Origin of the sequence: Streptomyces sp. NBC_00250 (assembly GCF_036192275.1) — a bacterium.
Lineage (GTDB): Bacteria > Actinomycetota > Actinomycetes > Streptomycetales > Streptomycetaceae > Streptomyces.
This window is the reverse complement of the sequence record NZ_CP108088.1, coordinates 1,046,371-1,067,664: the sequence shown is the minus strand read 5'-3', so window position 1 is coordinate 1,067,664 and position 21,294 is coordinate 1,046,371. Positions and strand designations below refer to the sequence as shown.

Sequence of the window (21,294 nt, the reverse complement as noted above, 5' to 3'; positions counted from 1 at the left end):
CTTCGACAAAGCGAGGAGGATCCACGGCCCGATTCCTACAGCTCGCGGTGGTGCGGGCGGCGGGCCCCATTCGATGATGTTCGGGACGGGCGGGAACGATGTACCGCCTCTGACCAGGGGAGAGGTCATGAAGGAACTGATCACGACGGACGGCGCACGGCTCGCGTACCAGGACACCGGCGGCGAGGGCGTCCCGCTGGTGATGCTGCACGGCTGGGGGCAGACACAGGCGATGTTCCGCCACCAGGTCGAGGGGTTGGCGCCCGGCCGGCGCGTCGTCACCGTCGACCTCCGCGGCCATGGAAAATCCGGCAAGCCGCGTCACGGCTACCGCATCGCCCGGCTCTCCCGCGATGTGCTCGAACTCGTCGACCATCTCGGTCTCGACCGTTTCGACGCACTGGGCTGGTCCATGGGTGTCTCGGTGTGGTGGAGCTTCATCGACCAGTACGGGACCGGACGGATCCGGCGCTTCGTCGCCGTCGACCAGCCCGCGGCGGTCGCCGCCGTGCCCTGGATGACCGAGGGGGAACAGCGGGACTCCGGTGCCATCTTCGATGTGTCGGGGCTGTTGTACCTGGGTGCGGCCCTCGCGGGTCCGGAGGGCGACACGGTCCGCGCCGACTTCGTGCGCGGCATGTTCTCCGGCGAGCCCGACCCCGAGGTGCTGGCCTTCGTCGGCGAGGAGATCCGGTCGACACCCGCCTACGCGGGCGTACCGCTGCTGTTCGACCACTGCGCGCAGGACTGGCGCGACGTGCTTCCCCGGATCGATGTGCCGACCCTGGTGATCGGCTGTGAGGGAAGTCATGTGCACCCCGATTCGCAGCGCTTCGTCGCCGAGCGGATTCCCGGCGCGCGCCTGCACGTCTTCGCCTCCGACGTGGCGAGCTCGCACTTCCCCTTCCTGGAGAACCCACCGGCCTTCAACGCCGTGGTGGAGAAGTTCCTGGCCGAGGAGCCGGCGAACAGGGTGTGAATCCGCCCTCCGCCCGCACGCACCTACGGCTAGGACTCCCCATGACCCCCACACTGATGTCTCGTGCGCCCGAACGGGTGCCCCGGCAAGCGCCCGATCCGACCTCGCCCTCCTCCCGCTCGGGGTGGCTGGTCCGGATGCTTTCCGAGATGCCGGAGACGAACGACCGGACCCACGTCTACCTCGGCGTCCATGTCCGTGGGCCCGTCACCGTCGTCCACGAGCGCGCCAAGACCCTGTTGGAGCCGAACGACCTGGTCTTCTGCGACCCGGCCCGACGGCATCTGCTGCAGTTCGGAGAAGACTGCCAGATGATCTTCTTCCGGGTGCCCCGGTGCTATCTGGGCGTCACGGAGTCGGAACTGAACCAGGTGCTCGGCGTACCCGTACGCGGCGGGGAGGGGATCGGGGCGCTGGCGTCCGACTTCCTGACCGCGCTCGCCGCCAAGGCGGAGTTCCGGCAGTCCACGATCGGGGACCGGCGTGCCCGGACGGCCGTACATCTCCTCTCCGTCCTGGTCATGGAACTCCTCGAAGCGGACACGACGGACAAGGCCGACGACGCGTCCGGGACCGTCAACGAGATGCTGTCCCGTATTCGCGCCTACATCGAAGAACATCTGATGGACCCGGACCTCTCACCGGAGTCGATCGCACGCGCCCACCACATCTCCGTCCGGTACCTGCAGAAGCTCTTCCAGAACGACGGCAGCACGGTGAGCCAATGGGTGCGGGATCGCAGGCTCGAGTTCTGCCGGCTCGAACTGGGCCGCTCCAACCGGAGGATCACCATGGCCGCGGTGGCCCACCGCTGGGGCTTCAGCAGCCCCTCGCACTTCAGTCGCACCTTCCGCGGTGCCTACGGCATGAGCCCCAGCGAATGGCAGGCGCTGGCGACCTCGGCCTTCGCGCCGAGGACTGCCGACGCCCAGGACGAGCGAAGGCGCTGAGACGCGTGTGCGCCGTCGTGCCAGCGGAGATGCGCGCACGGACCAGAGGCGCCGCTTCCACGGCCCTACCGTCAGCAACGGTCGCACGGGCCTCCAGTCGAACACCGGGCCGCACCCACACCCTGACCGTCGTGACGACGCCCCACACGTGGCCCGACACCGAGAAGAGAACTCGCATGACCAACCCCACCGTCGTCCTCGTACACGGTGCCTTCGCCGACGCGACAGGCTGGATAGGCGTCATCTCGGAACTGCGGAGCAGCGGTTTCCCGGTGATCGCGCCGTCGAACCCGCTGCGAGGGCTGACATCGGATGCCGCCTACCTCACCTCCGTCCTCGCGCAGGTCGACGGCCCGGCCGTGCTCGTCGGCCACTCCTATGGCGGTGCGCTGATCACCGTGGCCGGCGCCGCGGAGAACGTCGTCGCGCTCGTCTACGTGGCCGCCTACGTGCCCCACGAGGGCGAGAGCCTCGGCCAGCTCCAAGGGAGCTTCCCCGAGTCCCCGCTGACGGGCCACCTGAAGGAGTGGACGTACCCGCTCCTCGACGGCGACTCGGCGGTCGAGGTCACCATCGAGGAGACGGCCTTTCCCTCCGTCTTCGCGGCGGACGTGCCCGAGGACGTCGCCGGCGTCCTGGCAACGGCCCAACGCCCGCTCGCCACGGCCGCCTTCACCGAGACCGCGTCCGCGGCGGCGTGGCGGACCAAACCGTCCTGGGCCCTGGTGGCCGGGGCGGACCGCACGATCAGCCCCGAGGTCCAGCGCTTCGGCGCCGCCCGAGCCGGAGCCGTCGTCGTCGAACTTCCGGACGCCTCCCACGCCGTCGTCCTCTCCGAGCCCACACGGGTCGCCGACCTGATCAGGGACGCGGTACGGGCGACGAGCTGACCGACTGGCCTCCGCGACGACAGGAGCGGGACCGGGCAGGCGGGGTGCCACCGGTCCGGGCGCGTTGAGGTCCTAGCCGGGTGGAGGGTCTGGGTCACTGCCCGTGGTTGCTCACGGTGATGTGCGGTGCCGTCGGTGAACTGCGCCGAGGCCGGTCGACCGGCCGGCGGGCGGGCTTGATGGCGCAGGCGTGAGGAGCGGTTAGCGGCTCCGCTTCTCCCCAGATACTCCCCAGCGTCCTTGGAACCTCGAAAGTCCAGGTCAGGGGCCCTTTTGGGGCTAGGGCGAGGAGATCGCCCGCATCACTTCTCCCCAGCGCCTCGTATGGGCGGTTTGTGCGGCGATGCATGCGCAAACAGTGCGCGGCGCGTGTTTGAGGCAGGTGCTCGCTACAGTCAGCCTCTTCGCTTGAAGATCACGCGCAAACTGCTGCATACCACCCCCATTAAGTTGATGGTGAAGGGGTACCCGAGGCCCCAGTGCAGCTCCGGCAGGGAGTCGAAGTTCATGCCATAAATAGTTCCCACCAGTGTGGGAGCAAAGGGAATCGCCGCCCACGAGAAGATCTTCAAGAAGTCCTCGCCCGCAACGCGTTGACCTGGGTGGATAGCCGATTGAGGTGTGCTGAGCTGCGAATTTGCAGATTTCCAGGGCTTTCATGGTGATGCCGTCTTACGCGGTCGATTCTCCCCAGCCACCCCCCAGGCGCCTCCATTCTCCCCAGATTCTCCCCAGCCGCAGTCCGTCCCGTAATGCCATTCTCGCTGGCGAGGGAGCTCAGTCGAGGCGCGGGAAGTGGTAACGCACCGTATAGGTGGACGGCTCCCTAACGAGCTCGTGCACGGTAAGCGGTGAGACGTCGAGGGCTCCGGCAGGCCTGGTGCTCACCTCTGCCGTCGTGGGTTCAGGTCTGCGGTCTGCTGATGTGACAGTAGGCCGGCGACGGCCTGGACGGTGTCGCTGATGTGCTCGCGGCGGCCGAGGTGGCGGGTCAGTGCCCGCCAGTTCTTCAGATGGGCGATGCCGTGCTCGACCCGGATACGGCGTGAGGAGTGCGCCTTGCGCTGCCGCTCGTGCATCTCCTCCTGCCAGTCCCGGGCGTTCTTCTTGAACTTGCGGTGCGGTGGCGTCACCACGCGTCCGCCGGTCTGAGCGCCGAGACCTTGGTAGCCGGCGTCGGCAAGAATCTCGACTGCCGGACCGTCGGCCAGGAGCTTGACCAGCCCCAACTGGCGGGCATGGGTGATGTCCGCGCAGCTGCCTGGCGTGGCCGGGCTGCTGAACAGCACCCTTCCGTTCCGGTCGGTGAGGACTATGGTCTTGACGGCGTTCTGCTTGTTCTTGCCGGAGATGAAGGTGTCCCGGTCCTTGCGCCCAGCGGCCGGGCGGCGGACCCGGATCTCGGTACCGTCGATGATGCCGGTCTGCCCACTGCACACGGCACAGACGCAGTGGAGAGCAGCCGCCGCCGGAGACGGCGGCGACACTGATCCTGGAACACCGGTTCCGACAGCACCGGCTTGCGACGGCCGCTGCCACTCGTCTGGCCGAGCCGTGTCATCCGATGGCATGGCGTTCGGGATGCGGCCTCGCCGCCGAGAACTCCGTGATCACCATCAGGGGGCTGGACGCCGCCCTGTGTGCGTCAGGCCGTCAGGCCCGCCACGTTCAACGTGTAGGCCATCAGGGGATCGCAGAAGCGGGGTTCAAGGCGTGGCCGTCCAGGGGAGCCATCACCTTCATCGTCTCCTCCGCCGCGCCGATGAACAGCGCCGGGGCGCCGTACGGTGGTGCCCCCTGCGGCCGCGCGCGGTGTTGTGGACGACATGAGGCTGGCGGACCGGGCGGTGCCCGGCGTCGAAGGGCCAGCCGACCAGGTAGCGGAGGCGGCAACGGTTGTCTCCACCGCCGTGGACAGGGTCGGTGGACAGGAAGCATCCGGTCGTGGGGTTGTAGAAGCGGGCGCCCATGGGGACGAGGCGGTGAGGGCTTTGGAGTGTTGTCTGGCGCCGAGCCAGCCCGGCTCCGCCCGCCCTCGACTAGACCGACCTGCTGACCTTCGACCTTGACCAAACACATAGGGGCACCCCCGCCGGGAGCTCGTACGGGTGAACCGGTCCTTCACGGCCGCCCGGCCGAGCCCTGAAGCCCTACGGTGTGGCCTCGACTGACAGGACGGATATGCAAGGAGATGTACTGCATATGGTCACCATCCCCGGCGCGCGTCGCCGGTCCTGCCCTCGTTCCATCTGCCGTACGCGAGCGGGGGTCGTGGGTCTCATGGTGATGGCCGGGGCACTGCAGTCCCTGGCCACCGCCGCTCCCGCCAACGCCCTTGAGACACGGACCTACAGCACGCCGGGAACCTACACCGTCACGGTGCCCAGCGACGTGACCTATATCGCGGTGAGCCTGACCGGCGGGGGCGGCGGGGGTGGCGGCGTTGGATCCGGCCCCGCGTTCGGGGACGGCACGGCCCAGCCAGGCGGCGGTGGCGGAGGCGGAGGAGCGAATTCCTCCTGTTTCCTGCCCGTCAAGCCCGGCGACAGGATCACCATCACCGTCGCCGGCGGGCACCACAGCGCGAACGCCTTTCCCGGCACCGGAGGCGCGGGAGGCGATCGCGGAATGAGCTGGTGCGCCGGCAGCTTCGCCAACCTTTACACGGGCCAGGCAGGCGCCGCAGCGGACGCTGATACCCGAGCGGGAGGCACCGGCGGTGCACCCGGGGCCGTTCCGCCCAGCAGCTGCGGAGCCGGTGCGGGCAGCGGCGGAGCGGGCGGATCGGGCTCCGCAAACGGCCTTGCCCATCAGCACACCGAAAGCCTCCCCGGCGCGAACGGTTGTGTCGTCCTGACCTACTGACACATCCTGTTGCCCGTCTCGTTGGCATCGAGCCGGTGACCACCGCCACCGCGTGGGCCGTAGACCAGGCCCGAGGCCCTGTTGATCTGGTCCTGGATCAGCTTCTTGACCGCCAGCCCTGCTGGTACGCACTCGTGCTGCGCGCCTGGCCGTAGGTGTAGGTACTTCGTCCGGCCCGCGCCGAGCGGGCCGGACGGCGGGTGCCGACCGCCGCTCCCGCCCTGCGCCAGCCGGATGAACGCTTTGGCCCAGTGACAGCGACCCGGCGCCCGACACGGACGCCGGCGAACCCAACGACCCACCCGCCAACAACCTGCGGGGACACCCCGAGTTCCCGCAGAAGAACCTTCAGAGAACCTGAACCCACGATCTTCACGGCACGAAGGTGCGCTGGATCGTGCCGAAGCTGATCGCGGCGGCCCACGGGCAGGTGCCCGACGCGCGGGTGCGCACCCTGCATGTCCTGCCGCCCGCCCCGGGGAAGGCCAGCCCCGTCACGGCGGCCGCCGACCCGGCCTCTCCTGAGTCCGCCCCCGCCGTGTCGACGCCGCGCCCTGCTGCGTCGGCCGGCTACCGCCGCGCGCTCGAGGCGTACCGCCAGGCCACGTCGCCGTCCCGTATGGACCCGGCCACCGCCCGGGCGGTGGAGCGGCAGACCGCCGCGCTGCGCACACTGACCCGCCGTGCCTTCCCCGAGCCCGACGTCCCGGACGATGCGTCGGCCCCGATCGAGCAGGCCCGTGCCCAGCGCCGCCGTTCGGCCGCGGCCACCGAGGCTGCCGCGCTGCGCCGGGCACGCGCGGAGAAGGCCGGTCACAACCACACCGTGCAGACACGAGCCCTGCACGCCTGTCTACGCTGGCGCAACGCCAACGCCCGCCACCGCGATGTCCTGGCCGCCGAACGCAAGGAACGCGCCCGCATCCGAAGCGAGGAGGGCATCCGTTGGGGCGGGCGCCCCCTCAACACCGCAGCCTGACCAACCGCGAACTTACACAGCCACAGCGCATCATCGGTCTGCTCGTGGCCAAGCGCGGACGACCGAAGCGTTGTGAAGGTGATCTCGGCTGGGCAGCTCCGGAGTCCCGAACGGGGCCGGTTCAGGAGAAGGGCGGCGCCAGGGGAGAATGGCTCAGGAGGCGGACGGCTCGATCTCCCCCGCGAAGACGATGACCTGGTCGATGAGGCTCCGCCGCAGATGGACGACGTCCGTTCCCGCCAGGCGGGGGCCTCCATCCGGCGTCGTGAAGACCCACTGGTACCGGGCCCACTCGTCCGGCATGTCCACCGCCGAACAGCGCACCATCGTGCCGGTCCCCGCGGGGTGGCGCCGGATGTCCAGCACGAACCGCTCGACCGCCTCGATCCCCTCACTGCGGCCCAACGGTCCCCAGAAGACCACGTCCGAGGTGAGGGCCTGGGGGAGCAACGCAGTCACATAGCTGTCGTCCGAGGCGTTGAACGCGGAGATGAACGTGTCGATCGCGGACCGCGCGGTCTCTTCCTGCATGCACCAGTAATACCAGTCGCCTCGCGGACCGCGCTCGTCCCGTGAGCCGTCCTCCGACCACGGTGAACCATCCCGGTCACAGCACTAACGAGCTCGTGCACGGTAAGCGGTGAGGCGTCGGGGCCCTCAGTGGGGCTTGGCTATCACACCTGCCGTGCCGGGATCAGGTCCGCGGTCTGCTGCTGGGACAGCAGAGCAGCGACGGCTTGCACGGTGTCGCTCATGTGCTCGCGGCGGCCGAGGTGGCGGGCCAGCGCCCGCCAGTCTTCAGGTGTGCAATGCCGTGCTCGACGCGGATACGCCGCGAGGAGTGCGCTTTGCGCTGACGCTCGTGCATCTCCTCGTACCAGTCCGGGGCATTCTTCTTGAACTTGCGGTGCGGTGGTGTCACCACGCGCCCGCCGGTCTGGGCTCCCAGGCCCTGGTAGCCGGCATCCGCGAGGATCTCGGCTGCCGGGCCGCCCTCCAAGAGCCTGACCAGCCCTGACTGGCGGGCATGGGTGATGTCCGCGCAGCTGCCGTGCTGAGCCGGGCTGCAGAAGAGCATCCGGCCGTCGCCGTCCGTGACGACCATGGTCTTGACCGCGTTCTGCTTGCTCTTGCCCGAGATGAACTTGTCCCGGTCTTTGCGTCCGACAGCCGGGCGCCTGACCCGAATCTCGGTGCCGTCGATGATGCCGGTCTTCCCGCTGGCGCCGAGATGGTCGATGACCTCGGCGAGGGTCCGCAGACGCACTCCGCGGCTGATGGTGCAGCCTCGCTCGGCGAGCAGAGGCCGCACCTCACCGATGGCCCGGGTGATGGTCGAGCGGTCGACGCCGAACCAGCAGGCCAGCACATCGTGCGTGACGGCGTGCCGGAGGTGCACAAGCGTGGCCAGGAGACGGTCGACGAACACCAGCTGGTGCTTCGCGCCGGCACCCACCGCCCGCTTCCGCGGCCGGGACGCGAGCTTGGCCTGGTGCTGCTTGTGCCACAACGGGCCCACCTCGGCGATGAGTTCAGCGATCACGTCAGCCGACAGGCCCGTGATCCGACGGCTGCTGACGATCGCTGCACGAGTCACAGTCCCCAACACCCCACCATGATTGACCACCCGTGGCTCGACGCCTCACCGCTTACCGTGCACAGCTCGTTAGTCCTGTCGAGTCGCCGTACCTCGGCGGGTTCTCTTCATCGCGAAGAGGGCCGAGCCTCCGACTAATACCAGCGCGGCCGCGGAGGCAGCCATACGGCCGGTCCCGCATGGCGGGGAAGCCCGTGGCCCAGAGCATCGTCGAGGCCGCCCGGCAGGAAGTCGGCCCACGGCGGCTTGCCCTGGTCGTGGTCGTCGTGACCGTGACCCTGCTCACCCTGGTCGTGGTCGTCGTGACCGTGCTCGCCCTCGTCGCCCTCGTGGTGGCCGTGGTCGTGATCAGGCCTTCCGGGTCCGGCGGGTCCAGCAGGTCCCGTGGGCCCGACGGGTCCGGCAGGGCCGGCAGGTCCGGCAGAACCGGTGGGTCCGGGTGCACCGGTGGGTCCGGGTGCGCCGGTCGGGCCAGCGCTGCCAGTGGGTCCGGGTTCGCCGGTCGGGCCAGCGCTGCCAGTGGGTCCGGGTTCGCCGGTCGGGCCAGCGCTGCCAGTGGGTCCGGGTTCGCCGGTCGGGCCAGCGCTGCCAGTGGGTCCGGGTTCGCCTGTCGGTCCGGGGGATCCCGTCGGTCCAGGCGATCCGGTCGGGCCGGGAGGTCCCGTCGGGCCGGGAGGTCCAGGCGGGCCGACGGCGCAGGCCGGCCGCGTAATGGTGTTGTTGTTCATCGTGACCGCGGCCTCACGCGCCAGGGCGCGGCCTTCGATTACGGCGCTGTTATTCAGCGTGATGGACTGCAGGGCCAGGATGGTGCCCTTGAACTGGGTGGTCGTGCCGAGGGTGGCGGAGCTGCCCACCTGCCAGAACACGTTGCAGGCATTTGCTCCGTTGATGAATTCCACGGAACTCGACGAAGCCGTGGTCAGGGTCGAGGGGGTCCGGAAGATGAAGACGGAGTTGGGGTCGTTCTGGCCGTCGAGGGTGACCGTCCCGGTGAGTTTCAGGGACGCCGGGTCCGCCGGGGCCGTGTAGACGCCGGGCGCCAGCGTCCGTCCGCCGAGCTCGTCCGAATCGAGAATGGTCCCGGGTCCCCGGCCCGCCGCGTCGTCGTAGGCGACGATGAGGTCGGACTTCGCCTGACCGGCTGCGGCGTTGGGGAACACGCGTCGCACTCCGTTGATGATACCGGGCGGGAAGCCGGTCACGTCTGTGCCCGGATAGAGCCCCAGGTCGCCGTTGATGACGGTGGGGTTCGTGTTGGTGACCGTCGAACCGGCCAGGACCCCGTAACTGGCGGTGGTCCCCAGCAACACGGGGGATTCTGCGGCATAGGCGTGGGTCGGGACCAGGGCGGCCGCCAGGAACGACGCGGGGAGCAGGGCGAAGGCTCCCCGTTTGAGCAGATTGAGTTGCAGGCTCGAGACGGGTGGAGCCCACCGGATGACATCCAATGCCATGGCAGAACCTTTCTTGTCGCTGGTCTGGGCCGCCGACCTGCTGCCTGTGCCGACTCGCAGGCTCACCCCGGGCAGGGGACGCAGATCTGCCCTGCCGGAGGTGGTGATGGGGCGTCACGTGGGAGCATTCCCGCATGTTTCACAGCGATAGACTGAAAATCAGATAAAGCGTCTGCATGGGTGACGTGGCGTGAGGAAGTGAATCCGTCGTACGTCTGCGCGTATTTGTTGCGTCGTCCAAGCGGTGTCACGAGCCCATCTGGCCCACTGGTGGTGTGAGCGCCGACCGTAGGAGAGGTGATCCGCATCGCGTGTCACCCCTCCATGGGGGTCACGTCCCTTGTCGTGGTGTAGCCGATCACGGCCCGCCGCCTCTGGTCCGACGGTTACCCGATGCCTCCGTGGCTTCCCGCAGGAACCAACGGCAGCGCGCCGACGTCTCCTCCAGGAGCGACTCATCGCACGCCTCCGCGCTCCTGCAGACCCGGGCCCGTCACTTGCTCCGCCGAGGCATCAGTCCGGGGTCCGCGTCACCCCACGAAATTGCCGGTGACGGTGCCGCTCTTCGAGGAGGCCTCGCAGGCCCGGGGGGATTCAAGACATCCGTCACCGGCGTGAAGCGGCTCGAGCCCTTGCACGAACGACTTTGAACCGCCTACAGCTCGGATTAGGGGGGCTCGCACCGGACCTTCGCCGGTCGACCGGGCACGGCCGGGCAGCGAGCACCATCTGATCGTCGACCGGCACGGCAGACCGCTCGCCGTCTCGCTGACCGGCGGAAACCGGCACGACGTCACCCAGCTCATTCCACTCCTGAACGCGATCCCGACCATCCGCGGACTAACTGATCGTTTCAGAATGAGGTTCGCAGGCCGCGGAAGCATATGAGGCTGCAGGCCAGTTCGAGCAGCCCTTGGTGGAGATCGGCGCGTCGTTCGTATACCTACAACACACGTAGGGCCTGGTCAACGTCACGCTCACGCCTGGCGAGCGCATGCAACACGGCTTGGTCGCCGTGCCGGTCCCGGGCGGCGGCAACGAGCACATCCACCGCGATGGCGAGCGCAGCGTCGGGCACTCGGCATGGCGCGTCGACACTGAGCGCGAGGTCATCAAGGTGAACCGCCAGCTCGACGCAACGGGTCTGCAGGTATCCGTCGAGCAACATCTCCTCTCCCGGCCGGTGAAGGACAGCCACCCGCCGATCGGCCGACTCCATGCCCAGCCGCTGCGTCAGCCGCACCCACGCTGCCCGGGCCTGCTCAGCCACGACAGCGGACCCGGCTGCGGCAGTTTCCTCGCTGCGGGCACGCACTCCGACGTTCAGCGCAGAGTCCGGCAACGACGTATCGGCGAGCCGCGCGTAGTACCGAACCGGTGACACCGGTTCTGCGCCGACTACCTGACCGTCGAGGAACCACTCGACCTGGAGGACGCTACGCGCAAGGTGGCCGGCCAGCCCACCCACTGACATCCCGGGGAGCACTGATTCGGTCGCCCAGCGTCGGGCTACCTGCTCTGTGGCCAGCAGGTGCACCGCCTTCTCGGCAGCCTGCAGGTAGGTCTTGCGGATCTCATCAGTCATTCGGGCATCGTCGCAATCTCATCGTCACAGCCGCTGACAGGTCCACGTTGTGGATCGACCCGCCGCCTTGGCCGCCTGGGCAGCTCGCCCATGTGGGAGTGTGGGTGGCAGGCGGGTCTGTCTCAGGCCGCGTTCCCTTGGTGGGCTTGGTGGGCTTGGTGGGTCCTGGTGGCGGACAGGGCCGCCGCTCGCCGGACCGAATCAGCGGAGGCGGCCAGCAGCGGCAGCCGGACGGCCGGGCTGGGAATACGGCCCTGGGCGTGCAACACCCCCTTGATCACGGTCGGGTTCGGCTCGGCGAAGAGCGCGGCGGACAGCCGGGCCAGCTCCGTTCCCAGCCTGCGGGCCGGTTCGGTGGCGTCGCGCTGCCACAGCGAGATCAGCTCGGCGAAGTCAGCGGTGCGGACATTGGCCGACGCCAGGATGCCGCCGCGGGCGCCCGCCGCGAGCAGCGGCGAGATGACGGCGTCATCGCCGCCGAGCACCGCGAAGCCCGGTGTCGACGAGCCGAGCAGTTCCATCGCGGCCGCGTCGATCGCACCGGTCGCGTACTTGACCCCGACGACCTCCGGTAGGTGCCCGAGCGCGTTGAGCGTGCTGGTGCTGAGCGGCTGACCGGTGCGGTACGGGATGTCGTAGACGACCAGCGGCAGGCTCCCGTGTTCGGCGAGTGCCGTGAAGTGCGCCAGCGTTCCCGCCTCGCCGGGCCGGGTGTAGGGCGGCGTGGGAACCAGCGCCGCGGCGACGTCACCGCTCTGAGCAAGCTCCCGCAGTGTCGTGATGGCGGCGGCGGTGTCGTTGGTGCCGACGCCGACGATCAGCGGAGCTCCGTGTGCCCGGCAGGCGGCCGCGCAGATGCGGACCACGGCCCGCTTCTCCTCGGTGGTCAGCGTGGCCGCCTCCGCGGTGGTGCCCAGGGCGACGAGTCCCCGAGCGCCGCCGACTGACAGCGCCTCGTCGGCGAGGCGGGCGAGCGCGTCCGGGGCGAGGCGCAGGTCGTCGGTGAACGGAGTCACCAAGGGGACGAACAGGCCGGTGAGATTCGCTTCGGGCTTCATGCGCCCAGCCTGACCTACACGAACTCGGTAGATCCAGTTCACATTTCTTCGCCTATGCGTAAGCTCACCTTATGCTCGATGTCCGACGTCTCCACCTGCTGCGCGAACTGGACCGCCGCGGCACCATCGCGGCCGTCGCCGAGGCGCTGACCTTCACCGCCTCGGCCGTCTCCCAGCAGCTGAGCGTGCTTGAGCGCGAGGCGGGCGTACCCCTGCTGGAACGAAGTGGCAGACGGGTGGTGCTCACCCCCGCGGGCCGCACCCTCGTCACCCACGCCGATGCCGTCCTCGAACGCCTCGAACTGGCCGTGTCCGAGCTGGCCGGGGCACGCGAGGGCATCGGCGGGCCGCTGCGGATCGGGACGTTTCCCTCTGGCGGCCCCGCGATCGTGCCCGCCACGCTGGCCGAACTCGCCCAGCGGCATCCCGCGCTGGAACCGATGGTGCAGGAGATCGACTCGGCGCGGGTCTCCGACGGCCTACGCGCCGGCGAACTCGACGTGGCCCTCGTCCACGACTACGACTTCGTGCCCGCGTCACCGGACACCACGGTCGACCAGGTGCCCCTGTTGGAGGAGCCGATGTACCTGGCCACCGGCGGCGCTCCCGCCACCGGTCGCGTCACCCGCGGCGAAACGCTGGCCGAGCTGCTCGGACCGTGGGCCATGTCCCCATGGATCACGGCACGGGACGGCACGACAGGTCACGCGATGGCCGTACGCGCCTGTCAGGCAGCCGGATTCCAGCCGCGCATCCGCCATCAGGTCAACGACTTCCGTACGGTCCTGGCACTGGCCGCCATCGGGCAAGGCGCCGGATTCGTACCGGAGATGGCCACCGCACACGCCCCCGAGGACGTGGTCCTGACCCGGCTGCCCCTCTTCCGCCGCTCGAAGGTCGCCTTCCGCGCAGGCGGCGGCACCCACCCGGCGATCGCAGCATTCGTGGCGGCGGCGCGAACAGCGGTGGGTGCCACGCGCCGCGCCTCCATACTGATCGCTTCAGTGAGTTGAGTTACGGGTCTTGTGCTCAGTGTTCTTGTCGGCAGGGTGTCAGGAATGCGTGCTGATCTTGTTCCTGACGACTGTGGGAGCGGGTAGCCCCGCTGCTGCCGCCGGCTCCCGAACGGCGCCGCTGCTACGCTGCGTGTTCCCGACCGGGCAGCACTCGCCGGCGTCATGTACGTGCTGCGGACCGGTGTTGCGTGGCGCGATGTCCCGGCAGAGACCGTGGGCTGCTCCGGAGTGACGTCCTGGCGTCGGCTGCGGGACTGGACCGAGGCCGGCGTCTGGCCACGCCTGCACGCCGCCTTGCTGGCCGAGCTTCGGCGGGCCGCCCTGCTGGACCTGGACGACTGTTCCGTGGACGGGTCGCACGTCCGGGCCCTCAAAGGGGGGATCACGTTGGTCCCTCGCCCGTCGACCGCGCCCGTTCCGGCTCCAAGCACCACCTGATCGTGGACCGCCACGGAACCCCGCTCACCGTGACGCTGACCGGCGGGAACCGGCATGACGTCACCCAGCTCCTGCCGCTGCTGGACGCCGTTCCGCCGATTCGGGGTCGGCGGGGACGTCCCCGCCGCAAGCCCCGGCGTCTGCACGCGGACCGGGGCTACGACTTCGACAAGTACCGCCGCCTACTGCGGAAACGCGGAATCAAGCCGTTGATCGCACGACGCGGCGTCGCCCACGGGTCCGGACTGGGCAAGGTGCGCTGGGTGGTCGAGCGTGCCTTCGCCTGACCGCGTTCTGCTTGCTCTTGCCCGAGATGAACTTGTCCCGGTCTTTGCGTCCGACAGCCGGGCGCCTGACCCGAATCTCGGTGCCGTCGATGATGCCGGTCTTCCCGCTGGCGCCGAGATGGTCGATGACCTCGGCGAGGGTCCGCAGACGCACTCCGCGGCTGATGGTGCAGCCTCGCTCGGCGAGCAGAGGCCGCACCTCACCGATGGCCCGGGTGATGGTCGAGCGGTCGACACCGAACCAGCAGGCCAGCACATCGTGCGTGACGGCGTGCCGGAGGTGCACAAGCGTGGCCAGGAGACGGTCGACGAACACCAGCTGGTGCTTCGCGCCGGCACCCACCGCCCGCTTCCGCGGCCGGGACACGAGCTTGGCCTGGTGCTGCTTGTGCCACAACGGGCCCACCTCAGCGATGAGTTCAGCGATCACGTCAGCCGACAGGCCCGTGATCCGACGGCTGCTGACGATCGCTGCACGAGTCACAGTCCCCAACACCCCACCATGATCGACCACCCGTGGCTCGACGCCTCACCGCTTACCGTGCACAGCTCGTTAGACGTGGATGACTACTGGTCCGGAGTGCGTCCCCGATAAGAGCCTCGGCCAGTCATACGCCGAGCACCCCGCCTACCAGCAGGAGTGGCGCCCAGCCTTTCAAGGAGACAGGCCGTAGCCGTCCAGGGGGCGGCGAACCGTCCGGCGAATGGGCTTGATGGCGTGGGTGCGAGGTGCTGCTGACGGCCCCGTTCTCCCCAGATCCTCCCCAGCGCTTCCGGATCCCCAAAAGGCCAGCTCAGAGGGCCTGTGAAGGGGAGGGCGAGGAGATTACCCGCATCACTTCTCCCCGGCGCCCCGTATGGGCGGTTTGCGCGGCGATGCGTGCGCAAACAGTGCGCGGCGCGTGTTTGAGGCAGGTGCCCGCTACGGCCAGCCTCTCCGCTTGAAAATCACGTACAAACTGCCTCATACCACCCCCATCAAGCCGATGGCGAAGGGTACTCGAGGCCCCAGCGCAGCTCCGGCATGGAGTCGAAGCTCATGCCACAGATAGTTCCCACCAGTGTGGGAGCAAAGGGAATCGCCGCCCACGAGAAGACCTTCAAGAAGTCCTCGCCCTCGGGGCGCTGACCTGCGCAGATGGCTGTATCGGCCGTGCTGACCTGCGAGTTTGCTCGTTTCCGGGGCTTTCATGGTGACGCCGGTTTACGCGGTCGATTCTCCCCAGCCGCTCCCCAACGGCCTTCATCCTCCCCAGATTCTCCCCAGCGGGCACCACTTCCTGAGGGGCGTCACCGCTGGTGAGAGGCATCATCCGAACCAGACAAGGGACTGCGTACCGTAGCGGAAGGTGGGTGGGGTGGATGCCGCCCGCTCGCAGGGTGCTGGGCTGTTTGATCGGAGCCCAGCAGCTTCTTCGTCTGCTGGTGGTACAGGAGTTCCGAGGCGCTGGCCTGCGGAGATGTTGCCGCTGATGCTCCCGACGAGCGAGGTGGTCCGGCAATGGTCCGGATCTTGGTATGTGCTCGAAATTTCCTGCGACATGGCAGAGCCTCAATCGCGAGGGCGAGCTGCGCCACGGTTCAGTCGACATGGGATGGGTGTCGGGGAGGGCGACTTGGGGTTGGTGGATTGTCCTCAGGTCTTGGCGTCGTCGCGGAGCCCTTGCGGGGCATCGAGTGCTGGGTCCGTCGTGGAGCGGAGCGTGTTGTGGTGGAACTTCGTCGGCCGATCCGGTGACGAGATCGTACAGGCGCGAAACGACTGGGAGAAGGGCTCACGGTTCGGCGAGGTGCACGGCTACGACGGTGCCCGCCTGACCGCCCCGGAACTGCCCGCCACCCCGCTCAAGCCGCGCGGACGAGTGCGGTGACCTGGGTAAACGTGTGACCCGACGGGCCCTGCTCCTACTCGCGCCCGCCATGCCAGGACCCCCGATCCGCTGCCGGTCCTGTGGTCGAGGGGCGGGGGTCCACTGGGCTCGCGAGGAAGCGTGTCGAGTCTCGTCTTAAGCCATGTGTGTCAGGGTTCAATCGGATCGATGCTGACCTTTTGCTGACTTACCTGACCCACAGTCAGGTGCTGAGTCGCTGCTGCCGTTGCAGACAGGGGGCGGAGCGGCGGGATGCGCCGTCTTCAGGGAGATCGTGGCTGTACGCGACGGCTTTGCTGAGGTGATCTGAGGGGCAAAGCAGTGCACCCCCATAGGTGGTACTCCCGGTCGCTACGGTCTGGCAGCCGATGCGGGACGTCCGGCACCGCTGAGGGATTGTCGGCGCACCACCTGAGCCGGTCCGGAGGGCAGGACGACTGCTTGTGCGGATCATCGTTCAGAACATGCCGACGTAGTCGGCGGTAGTCTCCGGAACGTCCTGAATGACGTCCCAGTGCTCGACGATCCTGCCGTTCTCCAGGAGGAAGAAGTCGGCCAGGGTGCGGCCGGGCTTGTCGGGTTCGAGGATGAGGTGGGAGTGGGTGACGACCCTGTCGCCTTCGGCGATGACGCGCTTGGTGTCCAGGCGGAGTCGGCAGTTTCGTAGCCCGGCGCCTGCCCAGCCGAAGCAGACCTGATTCTCGGAGACCTCGAATGTGATCGACCGGTTACGGAGTGCGTGGGCGCTGTGGTAAGTGTGGTGATCTTCCGTCGTTGGCCCTGAGGTCGTGCCTCCAATGGCGGGGTGGGGGGATGCGATGACAGCTGAGGCTGAAGCAACAGAGGATGCAGAGTCCGATGAAGGGTTCGTGCACCCGATCTTCCGCGTTGCCCCTCAGGAGGACAGTGGGGCGGACACCCTGGGCAACTACCGCTATCAGGCGGAGGTCGCGGCCCAGATCTGCGTGGCGCTGCTCACGCAGGATTCCGTCGAAGCAGTGGTCTGCGAGTGGCACGAGGACTTCGTCGTCTCGTACGCGGACGGTTCGGTCGAACTCGTATCCGTGAAGCACCGGGGAAAGCGGCGCAATCCCTGGAACGTGGCGGATCTTTGCAGGGATGGAGGGCTGGCGCACCTTTTCGACCGCTGGCGGGCGTGCGATGGCCTGAGCAACGTCCGACTGCGACTTGCCACGAACGCAGGCCTTACAACAGGCAAGGGTGGCGCTACAACCCTGAAGGCGATGTGCGGTGCCGACCCGCGTATCACATCTGGGGTGGACGACATGGTCACTGCGGTCGCCCAGTACTTCTTGAAGATTCGTTGGAAGCACCCCTACGCCACCATTCCCGAAGTCCCGCAGGTTTCCAGGCTCGCCGACATCGCCATCCCGGACGGCTTCACCGACTCCGTCAAGCTCTTCTTCGGCGCGCTGCACATTGACGATGAACTTCCGTCCCGTCGGCACATCACTGACGTCAATCTCCAGCGCCTTCTCATTCCTGCGATCGCTACCCTGCAGCGGGATCACGTGGATTTCGAGGCAACCTATCGCGCATTGATCGAGCGTATCGAGCAGTCGAACCGTGACGAGAGCGACCGTGGACAGCTTGCTGTCTATATCGCCGACCCAACGAGGGTTTTGTACAGTGTGCAGATCCAGCAGCGCATCGCGCGGCGCCGGCTCACCAAGGCCACGGTCCTCGACACCTTCGTCTCCAGCCGCTCCGTCGTGCCCACCTTCGCCCGCGGTCAACTGCCGATCGTTGCCCCGGGCGGGGGCAACCTGCGCAAGAAAATGGCCCGTGGTCGGATTCCGGCGGACGAGGCCGCCCACGCCGAACGCCTGCGATCGGCCTGGTATGTCGCCTGGTCCCAGCACCGGTCTGGCCTGGCAGGAGACACCACAGAGCTCGCCAATGCGAGCTTGGAGGTCCTGGACGCGGTCTTCGCCTGCCGCGAGCAGGCGGAAGACGAGGCGCCGGACGGCGCACCCTACGGGCGGCGCATGAACCAGCTGATGGCACGACACCTGGCACCAGATGAACTTGGTGTCGGGCTCCCGTTTCCCGTCAATGGCCGGCATCTGCGGGGTCTGGCCTACCAGCTCTGTGACGACTGCGACTTCTACTTCTCCGACGTGTTCGACCCCTCTGAGGAGGAGGCGTCGTGACAAGCGCCGGGGATCGTCTGGTGGCGACCACGCGCCTCAGGGAGCGGGCCCGTAGACAGGAGCAGCAGGAGGCGCATTACCACGAGGCCCGTGTGCTGCTGCTCATCGACCGTTTCACCGGACCGAAAAGAGGTTTGGACGGTCTCACGAAGCTCGCCAAGCTCGACTTCCTGCTGCGCTACCCGGTCATGCTTGAGCGGCTCCTGGTCGAGGCCGGCATCGCGTGGCCCGCCGGAGCCGAACCCGCCTCCGCTGAGCGCCTGTCCGTCGAGAGCCGGATGACCCGCTACAAGTACGGCCCCTGGGACCACCGCTACTACACCGTCCTGGGGTCCCTGGCCGCACGCGACCTGATCGCATACGGCGCGACAGACCGGGCCGAGTTCCGCATCACCGCATCCGGCGCGGTCGCAGCGGCAATGCTCAGTGAAACGGACGAATGGGTCGTGGTGGCGAAGCGCATCGCTCTCCTCAAGAAGCATTTCAACAAGTCGGGAACGACGCTGAAGACCCTCATCTATAACCGCCTGCCGGACGCGGTCGACAGGCCCTGGCGGACGGAGATCTGAAATGGCAGTTCACCTTCGATTTTGGTCCCTCACCGTCACCACCGCCGACACCGAGAAGACCTACCGTTTCGACGGGCCGGCCACCGTCGTCAGCGGCCCCAGCGGCACCGGCAAGTCCAGCCTCCTGATGCTGTTGAAACACGTGGTGGGTGGCAAAGCCGTATTGACCCCGGCTGTCCGCGATCACGTCCTTTCGGCCCAGGCTGAGGTCGTCATCGGAGGGCAGCACGTGATCCTCAAGAGGACCGTGAACGATGCTCGCTCCGGCCAGGTCGACGTTCTGGACCCAGGGACCCTGACCACACGCAACACCTTCGCCGTACAAGCGGACGGCGGCCTGCCACCTTTGTCGGACTATCTTCTGGCAGCCCTGGACTTCCCCCGCGAGACCATCCCGTCCAGCCGGGACGGTAAAGCCACCACCCGGGACCTGAAGTTCACCGACCTCTTCGCCTACGTATATCGGGAAGCCCGCAACATCGACCGAGAAGTCGTGGGACACCTTGACACTTGGTTCAACACCAAACGCACCGCCCTGTTCAAGCTGATGTTCGCGCTCACCGACAGCACCGTGCTGGAACTCGGCCGGAAGCTGAGCGAACTCAAGGAAGAGCTCCGCAAGAAGACCGACGAGTACGAGACCGTCAAGAACTTCCTCGGTGCGACCGACCCCCGCACCGAGGTCCAACTACGAGCCGAGCTCACCAGTCTTCGAGACATGCTGCAGCGAGCCGATGCCACGCTGGCCTCCTTGCGCCACGAACTGGAGGAGAGCACCGCAGCCGACGCCGTCCTCCGCCAAGACCTGCGTGCGGCAGTGGACAGTGCTCGCGAGGCAGCCCAAGAAGTCTATGCAGCACAGGAACTCGTGGAAGCTCGCGCCGCGGTCGTCGCCCAAGTCGAGCTTGACCTGTCCCGGCTCGACCGCTCCACCACGGCCATTGAGAAGCTGTCGCCCTTCGATTTCGTTGTCTGCCCTCGTTGTATGCAACGCCTCAGCACCCGGCCCGTTCCCGAAGACCACTGCGTGGTGTGCCTGCAACACGACCCGCACGACCAGGATGTCGATCCCGCTGCTGTCGCCCAGATCCGAAGGACTCTGGAGCTTCAGCTCCAGGATGCCCAGGCTGTACTCGACGCCGATAGCGGTGTCCTGGAGGCCGCGCAACAGCGAGCCCAGCAGACCGATTTCCTCGCACACAGCCTGCGTCGCCAACTCGACGCCCAGACGCGAGACCTTGTGGCGCCCCGCTTCGACGCCATTGCAGACGCCAGTGCCCGCGCGGCTTCGCTCAGGGCGGCCATCGACGCCGTGACCCAGCTACGGGACTCCTGGTCGCGGGCACACGCCATCGAACGCGACGTTCGGGCCATCAAGGCACAGCGGGCCCGCGCAACGGCCGAAAGGAAAGCCCGCACAGCCGAACTCGCGGCGCGACAGACGCTCGTGAGTGACCTCAGCCGGGACTTCAACACGATGATCTCCCAGCTGCGCCCCGCACCGTGGATTCAGTCCGCGACCATCGACCCCTCCTCGTACCTGCCCGTAGTCGACAACGTCTCCTTCGAGAGTCTTCAGGCCGACGGCGGGGGCATCGTGACCTGCATCAACGTTGCATACAGCCTCTCCCTGCTGGAATTCGGCATCACGCATCCCGACGTCCGAGTGCCGTCGATGCTGATCATCGATTCCCCGCGAAAGGCATCTGGCAGCAACCTCGACGACCAGGCACGGGGCCATCGAACCTACCAGCGCTTTCAAACACTTGCGGAGGCCCACGGCTCCCAGATCCAGCTGATTATCGCCGACAACGACTCGGCGCCGATTCCGGGCGCGGCCTTCGGCAAGATTGAACTTGACTACGACAACCCCTTCGTCCCAGGCGTAGCCCACCCCGGGCCGGAGCACGCTCATCGCGCTGAAGACGAATCGTGATCCACGGTGTGCGCAGGTCCTGAACGGTTCCCGAACCTAGCTGTTACCAAGGCAAGTTCGGGTCGCCCGCCACCATCGTGAACGGCGGCGGCGACCTTCAGTCGTCCGCCAGAGTGAGGGTCAGCTGCAGTCGAACCAGGCCCTCTCCTTCGGACCACGTCGGACCAGCGGGCGGCGTCGGGGTGCGGGACAATGTGGCGACCGGTCGGCCGTTCGCGGAGGGATAGAGAGCGGAACTGACGAAGAAGGGTTTCCGCCGCATCGTCGTCGACGGCGTCGAGTACCGCTGGCGGGTGAGCAGGAACCGCCGGTGATGCGAATACCACCTCGGTACGCTGGGCTACGTGGTCGAGAAAGCTGTCTGCCCCGGGACGGCACTCGTCGTGGAGACCGGTCGACTGGCCGTCATGGAACTGGACCCGGCGCCGGCCGAGCTCGTCCTGCCGCGCGAGGTCGCCGTGGGAATTCGGGCCGCGCGGTCGAGCGACTGGATGTCCCGCTCCGACGGCCCACCGTTCGAACTGCGCCTTTCCGCCGCCGGCTGACCGGGAGGCAGCGCCGGAGGGTCCAGGAAATGGTTTGCCGACCCGGTGCCCGTGTGTCACCGTTCGGCCTGGATCGGAAGTTGATCATCGACGGCCGG

16 protein-coding genes and 6 pseudogenes are annotated in these 21,294 nt (G+C 67.9%); 13 read left to right on the top strand and 9 right to left on the bottom strand.

Features of this window, described 5'->3' with window-relative positions; all coding sequences use genetic code 11:
- Positions 1-127: 127 nt before the first annotated feature.
- The 3 genes from OG259_RS04665 (at position 128) to OG259_RS04655 (ending at position 2,819) form a co-directional block, all read left to right on the top strand.
- A complete protein-coding gene (locus OG259_RS04665; protein ID WP_328941011.1) occupies positions 128-979 on the top strand; it encodes an alpha/beta fold hydrolase in 852 nt (283 codons plus the stop codon).
- A 149-nt stretch (positions 980-1,128) separates the two neighbouring features.
- Complete coding sequence (locus tag OG259_RS04660; RefSeq protein WP_328941010.1) at positions 1,129-1,929, top strand: helix-turn-helix domain-containing protein; 801 nt, start codon at positions 1,129-1,131, stop codon at positions 1,927-1,929.
- Positions 1,930-2,105: 176 nt separating this feature from the next.
- Positions 2,106-2,819 (top strand): alpha/beta fold hydrolase, encoded by a 714-nt coding sequence (locus tag OG259_RS04655; RefSeq protein ID WP_328941009.1) that lies wholly within the window; start codon positions 2,106-2,108, stop codon positions 2,817-2,819.
- A gap of 395 nt (positions 2,820-3,214) precedes the next feature.
- On the opposite strand, the pseudogene OG259_RS04650 reads toward OG259_RS04655, so the two are convergent.
- Together OG259_RS04650 and OG259_RS04645 are read right to left on the bottom strand one after the other, a co-directional pair.
- Positions 3,215-3,394, bottom strand: a pseudogene (locus OG259_RS04650) (CorA family divalent cation transporter); the annotation flags it as partial.
- 309 nt (positions 3,395-3,703) lie between these two features.
- Positions 3,704-4,258: a transposase family protein gene (locus tag OG259_RS04645; protein WP_328941008.1), complete on the bottom strand. Its 555-nt coding sequence runs from the start codon at positions 4,256-4,258 to the stop codon at positions 3,704-3,706.
- Positions 4,259-5,021: 763 nt separating this feature from the next.
- Here OG259_RS04645 and OG259_RS04640 point away from each other — a divergent pair.
- Both OG259_RS04640 and OG259_RS04635 read left to right on the top strand, forming a co-directional pair.
- On the top strand, positions 5,022-5,684 hold the full coding sequence (locus OG259_RS04640; protein ID WP_328941007.1) for a glycine-rich domain-containing protein: 663 nt from the start codon (positions 5,022-5,024) through the stop codon (positions 5,682-5,684).
- Between the two features lie 817 nt (positions 5,685-6,501).
- A pseudogene (locus OG259_RS04635) lies at positions 6,502-6,663 on the top strand (IS630 family transposase); the annotation flags it as partial.
- A 153-nt stretch (positions 6,664-6,816) separates the two neighbouring features.
- Here OG259_RS04635 and OG259_RS04630 read toward each other — a convergent pair.
- The 3 genes from OG259_RS04630 to OG259_RS04620 all read right to left on the bottom strand — a co-directional run bounded on the left by OG259_RS04630 (position 6,817) and on the right by OG259_RS04620 (position 9,783).
- A complete protein-coding gene (locus tag OG259_RS04630) occupies positions 6,817-7,194 on the bottom strand; it encodes a nuclear transport factor 2 family protein (protein ID WP_328941006.1) in 378 nt (125 codons plus the stop codon).
- A 220-nt stretch (positions 7,195-7,414) separates the two neighbouring features.
- Positions 7,415-8,260, bottom strand: coding sequence for a transposase family protein (locus tag OG259_RS04625; RefSeq protein WP_328941005.1), 846 nt, complete (start codon positions 8,258-8,260; stop codon positions 7,415-7,417).
- Positions 8,261-8,394: 134 nt separating this feature from the next.
- Entirely contained in the window at positions 8,395-9,783 is a 1,389-nt protein-coding gene (locus tag OG259_RS04620; protein ID WP_328941004.1) for an ice-binding family protein, read from the bottom strand.
- 606 nt (positions 9,784-10,389) lie between these two features.
- Here OG259_RS04620 and OG259_RS04615 point away from each other — a divergent pair.
- Positions 10,390-10,596, top strand: a pseudogene (locus OG259_RS04615) (transposase); the annotation flags it as partial.
- Positions 10,597-10,660: 64 nt separating this feature from the next.
- Here OG259_RS04615 and OG259_RS04605 read toward each other — a convergent pair.
- Together OG259_RS04605 and dapA are read right to left on the bottom strand one after the other, a co-directional pair.
- Positions 10,661-11,302 (bottom strand): maleylpyruvate isomerase N-terminal domain-containing protein, encoded by a 642-nt coding sequence (locus OG259_RS04605; protein ID WP_328941003.1) that lies wholly within the window; start codon positions 11,300-11,302, stop codon positions 10,661-10,663.
- Positions 11,303-11,424: 122 nt separating this feature from the next.
- Positions 11,425-12,360, bottom strand: coding sequence for a 4-hydroxy-tetrahydrodipicolinate synthase (gene dapA, locus OG259_RS04600; protein ID WP_328941002.1), 936 nt, complete (start codon positions 12,358-12,360; stop codon positions 11,425-11,427).
- Between the two features lie 71 nt (positions 12,361-12,431).
- Here dapA and OG259_RS04595 point away from each other — a divergent pair, with 71 nt between their 5' ends.
- Positions 12,432-13,373 (top strand): LysR family transcriptional regulator, encoded by a 942-nt coding sequence (locus OG259_RS04595; protein WP_328941001.1) that lies wholly within the window; start codon positions 12,432-12,434, stop codon positions 13,371-13,373.
- A 45-nt stretch (positions 13,374-13,418) separates the two neighbouring features.
- Positions 13,419-14,098: pseudogene (locus OG259_RS04590) on the top strand (IS5 family transposase); the annotation flags it as partial.
- Here OG259_RS04590 and OG259_RS04585 read toward each other — a convergent pair.
- Positions 14,016-14,387 (bottom strand): helix-turn-helix domain-containing protein, encoded by a 372-nt coding sequence (locus OG259_RS04585; protein ID WP_328946994.1) that lies wholly within the window; start codon positions 14,385-14,387, stop codon positions 14,016-14,018. The pseudogene OG259_RS04590 and the gene OG259_RS04585 sit on opposite strands and share 83 nt — an antisense overlap.
- Before the next feature lie 678 nt (positions 14,388-15,065).
- Positions 15,066-15,202 (bottom strand): annotated as a pseudogene (locus OG259_RS04580) (CorA family divalent cation transporter); the annotation flags it as partial.
- Positions 15,203-15,795: 593 nt separating this feature from the next.
- Between OG259_RS04580 and OG259_RS04575 the strand changes: the two are divergent.
- The 5 genes and pseudogenes from OG259_RS04575 to OG259_RS04555 all read left to right on the top strand — a co-directional run.
- Positions 15,796-15,972, top strand: a pseudogene (locus tag OG259_RS04575) (pirin family protein); the annotation flags it as partial.
- 818 nt (positions 15,973-16,790) lie between these two features.
- Positions 16,791-18,146 (top strand): dsDNA nuclease domain-containing protein, encoded by a 1,356-nt coding sequence (locus tag OG259_RS04570; protein WP_328941000.1) that lies wholly within the window; start codon positions 16,791-16,793, stop codon positions 18,144-18,146.
- Positions 18,143-18,715 carry a hypothetical protein gene (locus tag OG259_RS04565; RefSeq protein ID WP_328940999.1) on the top strand — a complete coding sequence of 191 codons (573 nt, stop codon included), beginning with the start codon at positions 18,143-18,145 and terminating at the stop codon, positions 18,713-18,715. Before OG259_RS04570 ends, OG259_RS04565 begins: the two co-directional genes overlap by 4 nt.
- 1 nt (position 18,716) lies before the next feature.
- Positions 18,717-20,651: a hypothetical protein gene (locus OG259_RS04560; RefSeq protein ID WP_328940998.1), complete on the top strand. Its 1,935-nt coding sequence runs from the start codon at positions 18,717-18,719 to the stop codon at positions 20,649-20,651.
- Between the two features lie 344 nt (positions 20,652-20,995).
- Positions 20,996-21,196 carry a hypothetical protein gene (locus tag OG259_RS04555; RefSeq protein WP_328940997.1) on the top strand — a complete coding sequence of 67 codons (201 nt, stop codon included), beginning with the start codon at positions 20,996-20,998 and terminating at the stop codon, positions 21,194-21,196.
- Positions 21,197-21,294: the final 98 nt, after the last annotated feature.

What these genes read in the sequence shown, in the direction of transcription:
- OG259_RS04630 (WP_328941006.1), bottom strand. Translation starts at nt 7,194, where the DNA reads ATGCAGGAAGAGACCGCGCGGTCCGCGATCGACACGTTCATCTCCGCG.
- OG259_RS04655 (WP_328941009.1), top strand. Translation starts at nt 2,106, where the DNA reads ATGACCAACCCCACCGTCGTCCTCGTACACGGTGCCTTCGCCGACGCG.
- OG259_RS04660 (WP_328941010.1), top strand. Translation starts at nt 1,129, where the DNA reads ATGCCGGAGACGAACGACCGGACCCACGTCTACCTCGGCGTCCATGTC.
- OG259_RS04665 (WP_328941011.1), top strand. Translation starts at nt 128, where the DNA reads ATGAAGGAACTGATCACGACGGACGGCGCACGGCTCGCGTACCAGGAC.
- OG259_RS04570 (WP_328941000.1), top strand. Translation starts at nt 16,791, where the DNA reads ATGACAGCTGAGGCTGAAGCAACAGAGGATGCAGAGTCCGATGAAGGG.
- dapA (WP_328941002.1), bottom strand. Translation starts at nt 12,360, where the DNA reads ATGAAGCCCGAAGCGAATCTCACCGGCCTGTTCGTCCCCTTGGTGACT.
- OG259_RS04560 (WP_328940998.1), top strand. Translation starts at nt 18,717, where the DNA reads ATGGCAGTTCACCTTCGATTTTGGTCCCTCACCGTCACCACCGCCGAC.
- OG259_RS04595 (WP_328941001.1), top strand. Translation starts at nt 12,432, where the DNA reads ATGCTCGATGTCCGACGTCTCCACCTGCTGCGCGAACTGGACCGCCGC.
- OG259_RS04640 (WP_328941007.1), top strand. Translation starts at nt 5,022, where the DNA reads ATGGTCACCATCCCCGGCGCGCGTCGCCGGTCCTGCCCTCGTTCCATC.
- OG259_RS04605 (WP_328941003.1), bottom strand. Translation starts at nt 11,302, where the DNA reads ATGACTGATGAGATCCGCAAGACCTACCTGCAGGCTGCCGAGAAGGCG.